The sequence below is a fragment of the Amycolatopsis sp. NPDC049691 genome (assembly GCF_040675005.1).
Classification (GTDB): domain Bacteria; phylum Actinomycetota; class Actinomycetes; order Mycobacteriales; family Pseudonocardiaceae; genus Amycolatopsis.
Genome location: NZ_JBFANX010000031.1, coordinates 108,497 through 117,596, shown reverse-complemented (window position 1 = coordinate 117,596; position 9,100 = coordinate 108,497). Strand labels below are relative to the sequence as shown.

General features: G+C 72.9%; 9 protein-coding genes. 7 read left to right on the top strand and 2 right to left on the bottom strand.

Features of this window, described 5'->3' with window-relative positions; genetic code table 11:
* Positions 1-94: 94 nt before the first annotated feature.
* The gene (locus AB0J40_RS43615) at positions 95-2,203 is read right to left on the bottom strand and encodes an elongation factor G-like protein EF-G2 (RefSeq protein ID WP_364465853.1); all 2,109 of its coding nucleotides are present in this window, start codon (positions 2,201-2,203) and stop codon (positions 95-97) included.
* 129 nt (positions 2,204-2,332) lie between these two features.
* On the opposite strand from AB0J40_RS43615, the gene AB0J40_RS43610 reads away from it, so the two are divergent.
* The 3 genes from AB0J40_RS43610 to pdxS all read left to right on the top strand — a co-directional run bounded on the left by AB0J40_RS43610 (position 2,333) and on the right by pdxS (position 5,801).
* Positions 2,333-3,775 (top strand): FAD-binding oxidoreductase, encoded by a 1,443-nt coding sequence (locus tag AB0J40_RS43610; protein ID WP_364465851.1) that lies wholly within the window; start codon positions 2,333-2,335, stop codon positions 3,773-3,775.
* Positions 3,776-3,805: 30 nt separating this feature from the next.
* Complete coding sequence (locus AB0J40_RS43605; RefSeq protein WP_364465849.1) at positions 3,806-4,789, top strand: DUF5937 family protein; 984 nt, start codon at positions 3,806-3,808, stop codon at positions 4,787-4,789.
* 88 nt (positions 4,790-4,877) lie between these two features.
* Entirely contained in the window at positions 4,878-5,801 is a 924-nt protein-coding gene (pdxS, locus tag AB0J40_RS43600) for a pyridoxal 5'-phosphate synthase lyase subunit PdxS (RefSeq protein WP_364465857.1), read from the top strand.
* 4 nt (positions 5,802-5,805) lie between these two features.
* Here the strand turns inward: pdxS and AB0J40_RS43595 are convergent, their stop codons facing one another.
* The gene (locus tag AB0J40_RS43595; RefSeq protein WP_086675259.1) at positions 5,806-6,369 is read right to left on the bottom strand and encodes an XRE family transcriptional regulator; all 564 of its coding nucleotides are present in this window, start codon (positions 6,367-6,369) and stop codon (positions 5,806-5,808) included.
* Positions 6,370-6,438: 69 nt separating this feature from the next.
* On the opposite strand from AB0J40_RS43595, the gene AB0J40_RS43590 reads away from it, so the two are divergent.
* From AB0J40_RS43590 to AB0J40_RS43575, 4 genes are all read left to right on the top strand, one after another.
* Complete coding sequence (locus tag AB0J40_RS43590) at positions 6,439-7,131, top strand: AzlC family ABC transporter permease (RefSeq protein ID WP_364465847.1); 693 nt, start codon at positions 6,439-6,441, stop codon at positions 7,129-7,131.
* A complete protein-coding gene (locus AB0J40_RS43585) occupies positions 7,131-7,451 on the top strand; it encodes an AzlD domain-containing protein (protein ID WP_364465845.1) in 321 nt (106 codons plus the stop codon). The genes AB0J40_RS43590 and AB0J40_RS43585 overlap by 1 nt, the downstream gene beginning before the upstream one ends.
* 238 nt (positions 7,452-7,689) lie before the next feature.
* Positions 7,690-8,307: a pyridoxal 5'-phosphate synthase glutaminase subunit PdxT gene (gene pdxT, locus AB0J40_RS43580; protein ID WP_364465843.1), complete on the top strand. Its 618-nt coding sequence runs from the start codon at positions 7,690-7,692 to the stop codon at positions 8,305-8,307.
* A 41-nt stretch (positions 8,308-8,348) separates the two neighbouring features.
* The coding region (locus tag AB0J40_RS43575) for a YebC/PmpR family DNA-binding transcriptional regulator (protein WP_364465841.1) at positions 8,349-9,100 on the top strand (752 nt) is incomplete at its 3' end.

The window sequence follows — 9,100 nt, the reverse complement described above, 5'->3', positions numbered from 1 at the left end:
GGCCTCATCTTTCGGGGCGGGGGCGCTTTTTGGGGGGGGCCCCCCCCCCCCCCCCCCCCCACCCCCCCCCCACGACCGGCCGCGGCAGACCTCGCTAGTGGACCGCCATGCCTTCCGGCATCGGCTCGAACCTCGCGTGCCGGCGGGTGAAGGTCGCCGTGCCCGAGGTCATCGAGCGCAGGTCGATCAGGTAGCGCACCAGTTCCGTCGCCGGCACCTCCGCGCGGATCACCGTCCGCCCCCCGTCGCCGGCTTCGGTGCCCAGCACCCGGCCCCGGCGCGAGGAAAGGTCGCCCAGCACCGTGCCGAGGTGCTCGTCCGGCAGCCGGATCGCCACCTCCTCCAGGGGCTCCAGCATCGTGATGTGCCCGTTCGCCGCCGCCTCGCGCAACGCCAGCGCACCCGCCGTCTGGAACGCCGCGTCGGACGAGTCGACGCTGTGGGCCTTCCCGTCGACCAGCGTCACCTTCACGTCGACCACCGGGTGCCCGTCGGCCAGTCCCTTCTGCAGCTGGGCCCGCACCCCCTTCTCCACGCTCGGGATGAACTGGTGCGGCACCGAGCCGCCGACGACCTTGTCGACGAACTGGAACCCGCCGCCGCGGGGCAGCGGCTCGACCTCGATGTCGCAGACGGCGAACTGGCCGTGCCCGCCGGACTGCTTCACGTGCCGCCCGTGTCCCTTGGCCGGCTTGGTGAACGTCGAGCGCAGGCTGATCTTCACCGGTTCGGTCTCGACGTCCGCGCCACCCGCGCGCAGCCGCGAGAGGACGACGTCGGCGTGCGCCTCGCCCATGCACCACAGCACCAGCTGACCGGTCTCGGCGTTGCGGTCCAGCCGCAGCGTCGGGTCGCCGGCGACCAGACGGGAAAGGTTGCGCGCCAAGGTGTCCTCGTCGCTGCGGGTCTTCGCGACCACCGCCACCGGCAGCAGCGGCTCCGGCATGGCCCACGGCTCCATCAGCAGCGGCTCCTCCGGCGAGGAGACGGTGTCGCCGGTCTCGGCCGAGCCGACCTTCGTCAGCGCGCAGAGGTCGCCCGCGACGCAGTAGGGCACTTCCCGCAGGTTCGCGCCGAGCGGGGAGTAGAGGTGCGCGACGCGCTCGTCGGCGTCGTGGTCCTCGTGCCCGCGTTCGGCGAGGCCGTGCCCGGACACGTGCACCGGCCGCTCGGGCCGCAGCGTCCCGGAGAACACCCGGACGAGGGACACCCGGCCGACGTAGGAGTCGACGGCCGTCCGGACGACCTCCGCGGCGAGGGGGCCCGCGGGGTCGGCGGTGATGGCGGCGTGCTCCCCGCCGTCCGGCGTGGTGACGTCGGGTGGCTTGTGCTCCAGGGGCGAGGGGAACGCGCGGACGATCCCGTCGAGCACCTCGGCCAGGCCGATCCCGCTGGTCGCGCACACCGGGATCACCGGGTGGAACGACCCGCGCGCGACGGCGGTTTCGAGGTCGGCGATGAGGGTTTCCTCGGCGATCTCCTCGCCGGCGAGGTAGCGGTCCATCAGGGACTCGTCCTCGCTCTCGGCGATGATCCCTTCGATCAGCTCGTTGCGGGCCTCGGCCATCCGCTCGAGGTCGGCCGGGTCGGGCTCGCCGAGCTTCGGCGGGTGCCCGCCGGAGTAGTCGAAGTACCGCTGGGTGATGAGCCCGACCAGGCCGTCGCCCGCGGGCAGGTACAACGGCAGCACGCCGTCGCCGAACGCGGCCCGGCAGGCGGCGATCTCGGCCATCGCGTCGGCCCGGTGGTGGTCGAGCCGCGAGACGACGACCGCGCGCGGCATCCCGACCGCCGCGCACTCTTCCCACACCGCGACCGTCGCCGCGTCGACGCCTTCGGCGGCGCAGACGACGAACAGCGCCGCGTCGGCCGCGCGCAGCCCGGCGCGCAGCTCCCCGACGAAATCGGCGTACCCGGGGGTGTCGATCAGGTTGATCTTGTGGCCCTGGTGCAGCACCGGCGCGACCGAGAGGCCGACCGACCGCTGCTGGCGCACCGCCGCGGGATCGTGGTCGCACACCGTCGTCCCCTCGACCACCGAGCCCGCGCGCGGGACGGTGCCGGACGCCGCGAGCAGCGCCTCGGTGAGGGTCGTCTTCCCCGAGCCGGACGGGCCGACGAGCACGACGTTGCGGACCTTGGCGGGGTCGTCCACAGCGACGGCGGCCCCGGTGTCGGCGTTCTTGGCTTGTTTGTCTGCCATGACGACTCCTCGGCGAACGGCTGGTGTACGGGATGTGTCCTCGATCACACACCCGCTACCCTGGTCACGGCAAGGCAGGGCCCCCGGGACCAGCCGAATGCCCGGGGGACACGGGGCAGGGGGAGTGACGTGGACAGGCGGACTTTCTTGCGGGTTTCCGGAGCGGTGCCGGTGGCGGGCCTGGCGGGGTGGCCGCCGCCGGACGACTGGGAACGGCTGCGGAAGCGGCTTTCGGGGCCGCTCTTCCGGCCGGGCGACCCCGGTTACCCGGAGGCCAGGCAGGGATTCTTCACGATGTACGACGACCGGATGCCGTCGGCGGTCGTCGGCGCCGCGCGGGTCGAGGACGTCCAGGCCGCCGTCGGCTTCGCCGCTCGGCACGGCTTGCCGGTGGCGGCCCGCAGCGGCGGGCACAGCTACCCCGGCTATTCCACAGTGGACGGCGGGATCGTCGTGGACCTGAGCCGGTTTTCCGGGATCGAGGTGCGCCCGGACGGGCGCGCGGCGATCGGCGCGGGGGCCCGGCTGGGCCCGATCGCGACGACGCTCGCGGCGGCCGGCCGCGTGCTGCCGGCGGGCAGCTGCGGCACGGTCGGCATCGCCGGGCTGGCCCTCGGCGGCGGGGTCGGCGTGCTGGACCGCAAGTACGGGCTGACGTGCGACCACCTGGAGGCGGCGCGGATCGTCACGGCCGACGGGCGGGTGCGGACGGTGTCGGCGGCCGCGGAGCCGGACCTGTTCTGGGCGCTGCGCGGCGGCGGGGGCGGGAACTTCGGGATCGTCACCGGCCTCACCTTCCGGACCGTGCCGGTCGCCGACGTCGCCACCTTCGCCCTCGCGTTCCCGCCCGCCGCCGGGGCCGCCCTGCTCGCCGCCTGGCAGGAGTGGCAGCCGGCGGCGCCGGACGAGCTGTGGTCGGGGATGGGACTGGCCTGGAACGAGGCTTCGCTCGGCGGCACCTTCCTCGGGCCGCGGCCACGGATGCACGCGCTGCTCGAAGACCTCGTCCGCCGCGTCGGCACCGCCCCGACGGTGTGGAACGAGGGCGTCCAGGACCACCTGAGCGCGATGCGCTCGTTCGACGACCAGGAGTCCCGGCCGTCGGCTGCCGCGGACCGGGGGACCTACATCGGCACGTCGCGGATGCTGACCCGGCCGCTCGCCGACCCGGCCGCGGTCGTCGGGGTGCTGACGCGCGACCCTGGTGTCCGCACGATCGTCGACTCGGCGGGCGGCGCCATCGCGCGCGTCGGCGCCCGGGAGACGGCGTTCCCGTACCGCACGGCGCTCGCCGGCCTCCAGTTCCTGCACGGCGCGGCACCCGAGGACGGCGGCGAGGCCGGCGCCCGGCGTTCGCTCGCGGCGGTGCGCGACGGGCTCGGGCCCGAGTTCGGCCGCACCGGCTACGTCAACTACCTCGACCCGGAGATGCCGGACTGGGCCGAGGCCTACTACGGGGTGAACCTGCCGCGCCTGCGCGCGGTCGCCCGGAAGTATGACCCGCGAGGAATTTTCGCTTTCCCGCAAGGACTTTCGGTGCCCCGCTCGACTGTCCATATCGGAGAGACGTAAGCTCCGCGGCACTCGGCAGAGAGGCAGCGCGTGCTCGACCTGGCATTCTCCACAGAGGACCTGGCGCACACCCGGTTCGCGTTCTCCCCGGCGTGGGAGGTCGTGGCGAGCGTCCGCGTCCTGAACCAGCCGGGGGAGCACGCGCTGCACCTGCCGTGGGTCAAGCGCGCCACGGCCGCGCTCGACGAGGCCGGGCTGGACATCGGGCTGCTGCGCGACCTCGTCCCGCTGCGGCACCTGCCCGGGTTCCTGGCCGCCACGCCGTCGACGCCGCTGCCCGACCTCGCCGGCGAGCTCGCGGACCTGCGCGACGTGCCGGCCCGCGTCGTCCGGCGCGAGCTGGACGCGATGGCCGGGCCGCGCACGCCCGCGCTGAACCGCTTCCACCGCGACCCCGAGGCCGGCCTCGAGCGGCTGGCGACGTTGATGGAGCAGTACTGGGACCTCGTGCTCGCCCACGACTGGCCGCGCATCCGCGCGCTGCTCGAGGCCGACGTGCTGCACCGGTCGCGGATGCTGGCCCAGGGCGGGGCCGCGGAGCTGTTCAACGACCTGACGCCGCTGGTCCGCTGGCAGGGCGGGACGCTCACGGTCGCGCACCGCCACCTGCACGCGGCCGTGCCGCTCGACGGGCGCGGCCTGGTGCTCGTGCCCTCGGCGTTCGTGTGGCCCCGGGTGTTCTCGAAGACCGACCCGCGGTGGCAGCCGGTGCTGCGCTACCCGCCGCGCGGGATCGCCACGCTCTGGGAGACGGGGACGGCCACCGCGCCCGGTGCGCTGGCCGCCGTGGTCGGCCGCGGCCGGGCCATGCTGCTGACCGAGCTGACCGCGCCCGCGTCCACCGCCGAGCTCGCCCGCCGGACCCGGCTCAGCGCCGGGGCGGTGTCGCAGCATCTCGGCGTCCTGAAGGCCGCGGGCCTGGTCACCGGGCACCGTGCCGGACGTCACGTGCTCTACGCGCGGACGCGGGCCGCGGAAGTCCTGGTCGCGGGCGTCCCGGAAGTGGACTCCTGAGATAGCCGCGCACTGGCCTGCTTGAAGGGTCCACCACGGACCTACCCTCGGATGCGTAACCCCCGATTTCGTGTCGAAAGGCCTCGTCGTGTCCGAGCAGCAGACCACCCCCACCAGTGGCACCGTCCAGTCCGTCACCGGCACCGCCAAGGTGAAGCGCGGCATGGCCGAGATGCTCAAGGGCGGCGTGATCATGGACGTGGTCACCGCCGAGCAGGCCAAGATCGCCGAAGACGCCGGCGCGGTCGCGGTCATGGCGCTGGAGCGCGTGCCCGCCGACATCCGCGCCCAGGGCGGCGTCGCGCGGATGAGCGACCCCGACCTGATCGACGGCATCATCGAGGCCGTCTCGATCCCGGTGATGGCGAAGGCCCGCATCGGCCACTTCGTCGAGGCGCAGGTCCTGCAGTCCCTCGGCGTCGACTACATCGACGAGTCCGAGGTGCTCACCCCGGCCGACTACGCCAACCACATCGACAAGTGGGCGTTCACGGTGCCCTTCGTCTGCGGCGCGACGAACCTGGGCGAGGCGCTGCGCCGGATCACCGAGGGCGCGGCGATGATCCGCTCCAAGGGTGAGGCCGGCACCGGCGACGTCTCCAACGCCACCACGCACATGCGTCGGATCCGCGCCGAGATCCGGAAGCTGACCTCGCTGCCGGAGGACGAGCTGTTCGTCGCGGCGAAGGAGCTGCAGGCGCCGTACGAGCTGGTGAAGGAGGTGGCGCAGGCCGGGAAGCTCCCGGTGGTGCTGTTCACCGCGGGCGGCATCGCCACCCCGGCCGACGCGGCGATGATGATGCAGCTGGGCGCGGAGGGCGTGTTCGTCGGCTCGGGCATCTTCAAGTCCGGCAACCCGGCCCAGCGCGCCGAGGCGATCGTCAAGGCGACGACGTTCTACGACGACCCGGACGTGCTGGCGAAGGTCTCGCGCGGCCTGGGCGAGGCGATGGTCGGCATCAACGTCGAGGAGCTCCCGGAGCCGCACCGCCTCGCCGAGCGCGGCTGGTGACCTGCTAGACGTACTCGGAGATCTCGACGCCGTAAGTGCCCGGCTCGAGGGCTTCGAAGATGTGCGGGACGTCGCCCGGGTAGGAGATGTAGTCGCCGGGGTTCAGCTCCTCCGGTGCCTCCAGCACGCCCACCCGGGCGCGTCCCGCGCACAGCACGATGTGCTCCATCACGCCGGTCATGTGCGGGTCGGACCGCCGCGGCGTGCCGGGTTCCGCCCGGATGAGGTACATGTCCCGCCGCGCGGACGGGGGACAGGCCGACAGCAGCGTGCACGCGTAGTCGGCGTGTTCGGCGAACACCGTCGGGCCCTTGCCCGCCCGGATGACGCGCACCTTCGGCCGTTCGGGTTCGACCAGCCGCGAGAACGGGACGTCGAGGGCGACGCCGAGGGCCCACAGCGTCTCGACGCTGGGGTTGCCGGTGCCGGACTCCAGCTGGGAGAGCGTCGACTTGGCCAGGCCGGCGCGGCGGGCGACTTCGGTCAGGGACAAGCCTGCGCGGGTCCGTTCGCGGCGCAGGGACGCCGCGATGATCTCCAGGGGCGCGCCCGTCGTTTCCTGCGACATTGCTGTTCGCTCCATCGGTCGTTCCGTTCGCCTTGACGAACACGGGTGCCTGTGTTCACCATAGAACACATGCGTTCGATTTGGCGAACACTCGATCGGGGCCTCGCCCGCGACATAGGCCTGGTCTGCTTGGCCGATTGTCTCGTGGGGGTGTCCTACGGTGCCATCGCGGTGAGCTCGGGCTTCCCGCTGTGGTTGCCGATGCTGATGTCGCTGCTGGTCTTCGCCGGCGCGTCGCAGTTCATGTTCATCGGGATCGTGGCCGCGGGCGGCAACCCGTTCGCCGCGGTGCTCGCGGGGCTGCTGGCCAACGCGCGGCACCTGCCGTTCGGCTTCGCGATCGGCGACGTGCTGGGCAAGCGGTGGGCGGCCCGGCTGGCGGGCAGCCACCTGATGATCGACGAGTCGGTGGCGTTCGCGCTGGCCCAGCGCGAGGCGGACCGCCGCCGGGCGGCGTACTGGGCGTGCGGGATCGGCCTGTTCGCCTGCTGGAACCTCGGCGTGGTCGCGGGCGCGTTCGCCGGGACGGCGATCAGCGACACGGACGTGTTCGGCCTCGACGCGGCGTTCCCGGCGGTGCTGCTGGCCCTGGTGCTGCCGTCGTTGCGCGACCGCGCGGCGCGGCTGCCGGTGCTGGTCGGGGTGGTGGTCGCGCTGGCCGCGACGCCGTTCCTGCCGGCCGGGCTGCCGGTGCTGCTCGCGCTGGCGGGTGTCGTGGTGGGCGCGCTGGCGAAGGAGCCGGAACTGCAGGAGGTGGGCTGATGGACGGGGTGGAGCTGCTGGTCGGCACGGCGGTGCTGGCGCTGGGGACGTTCGCGTTCCGGTTCGCCGGGCCGGTGCTGCGCAGCCGGGTGAAGCTGTCACCGCGGGCGGAACGGCTGATGGCGCTGGCGGCGGTGGTGCTGCTGGCGGCGCTGGTCGCGGTGAGCGCGTTGACGGAGGGGCACGGGTTCGCCGGCTTCGCCCGGCCGGCGGGGGTGCTGGTGGCGGGGGTGCTGGCGTGGCGGAAGGCACCGTTCGTGCTGGTGGTGGTGGCCGCCGCGGCAACGGCGGCGCTGCTGCGGCTGGCGGGGATCCCCTGACGGCGTTGGCCGGTTGCCAGCGCCCCGATGTGGCCTTTGGTGCGTCTCACGCACCGAAGGCCACATTGGGTGCATGAGACGCAACCAAGGCCACATTGGGGCGCTCGGGCCCGGGCGCGGTGGGGAGCGGATGTGGCCGGTCGGTGCGCCGCCAAGCCCCTCGCCGCCGGGGCTGACCTGCCGCGAAGGGGAAGAGGCGCAGCGTCTAGGCTGGTGGGAAGGTCTTTCGGGAGGTCGGGTGTCGTCGGAACCGGTCATCGGTGTGCTCGCCATGCAGGGTGCCGTGCGGGAGCACGTCGCCATGCTGGAAGAAGCCGGTGCGCGCGCCGTACCCGTGCGGCGGGCCGGTGAGCTGTCCGAAGTGGACGGTCTGGTGCTGCCCGGTGGCGAGTCCACCACCATGTCGCGGCTGCTGGAGAGCTTCGAGCTGCTCGAACCGCTCAAGGCGCGGATCGCCGAGGGCATGCCCGCCTTCGGGTCGTGCGCCGGGATGATCCTGCTGGCCCGGCAGACCCTCGACGGGCGGCCCGACCAGCAGCAGCTCGGCGGGCTCGACGTCGTCGTCCGGCGGAACGCCTTCGGCAGGCAGGTCGACTCCTTCGAGGCCGACCTGGACTTCGCCGGGGTCGACGGAGACGTGCACGCCGTCTTCATCCGGGCGCCGTGGGTCGAGAAGGCCGGTGACGGCGTCGAGGTGCTGGCCACCGTCAGCGGCGTGCCCGGCGTGGACGGCGACACCGCTAGGATCGTCGCGGTCCGGCAGGGGGCGGTGCTGGCGACCGCGTTCCACCCGGAGCTGACGCCCGACGTGCGGGTGCACCGGCTGTTCGTCGACCTCGCGCGGAAGGCAGCCTGAGACGCGGTGCCCGGCCGGGGTACGGAACAGATGGAGGAGAGATGAGCGGCCACTCCAAGTGGGCCACCACGAAGCACAAGAAGGCCAACCTGGACGCGAAGCGCGGCAAGCTCTTCGCGCGGTTGATCAAGAACATCGAGGTGGCCGCCCGCACGGGCACCGGTGGTGGCGACCCGGATGGCAACCCGACGCTCTACGACGCCATCCAGAAGGCCAAGAAGAACTCGGTCCCGCAGGACAACATCGAGCGCGCCCGCAAGCGCGGCGCCGGTGAAGAGGCCGGTGGCGCCGACTGGCAGAACATCACGTACGAGGGCTACGGCCCCAACGGCGTCGCGGTGCTGATCGAGTGCCTCACCGACAACAAGAACCGCGCCGCGATGGAGGTCCGCACCGCGCTCACCCGCAACGGCGGCTCCCTCGCCGACCCGGGCTCGGTCGCCTACATGTTCAACCGCAAGGGCGTCGTGCTCATGCCGAAGGCGGGCGCGACCGAGGACGACGTCCTCATGGCGGTCCTCGACGCCGGCGCCGAAGAGGTCAACGACCTCGACGAGAGCTTCGAGATCGTCTCCGAGGGCGGCGATCTGGTGCCGGTGCGCAAGGCCCTGCAGGAGGCCGGCTTCGAGTACGAGTCGGCGGAGCTGACGTTCCTCCCGACCGTCAGCGTCCCCCTGGACGCCGACGGCGCGAAGAAGGTCTTCAAGCTGATCGACGCCCTCGAAGACTGCGACGACGTCCAGAACGTCTACGCCAACTTCGACGTGTCGGACGAGGTACTCGCCGAGGTCGG

Bases quoted from the DNA above. Each gene is read 5' to 3' on its own strand.
- AB0J40_RS43615 (WP_364465853.1), bottom strand. From the start codon at position 2,203: ATGGCAGACAAACAAGCCAAGAACGCCGACACCGGGGCCGCCGTCGCT.
- AB0J40_RS43585 (WP_364465845.1), top strand. From the start codon at position 7,131: ATGGACGGGGTGGAGCTGCTGGTCGGCACGGCGGTGCTGGCGCTGGGG.
- AB0J40_RS43595 (WP_086675259.1), bottom strand. From the start codon at position 6,369: ATGTCGCAGGAAACGACGGGCGCGCCCCTGGAGATCATCGCGGCGTCC.
- AB0J40_RS43590 (WP_364465847.1), top strand. From the start codon at position 6,439: ATGCGTTCGATTTGGCGAACACTCGATCGGGGCCTCGCCCGCGACATA.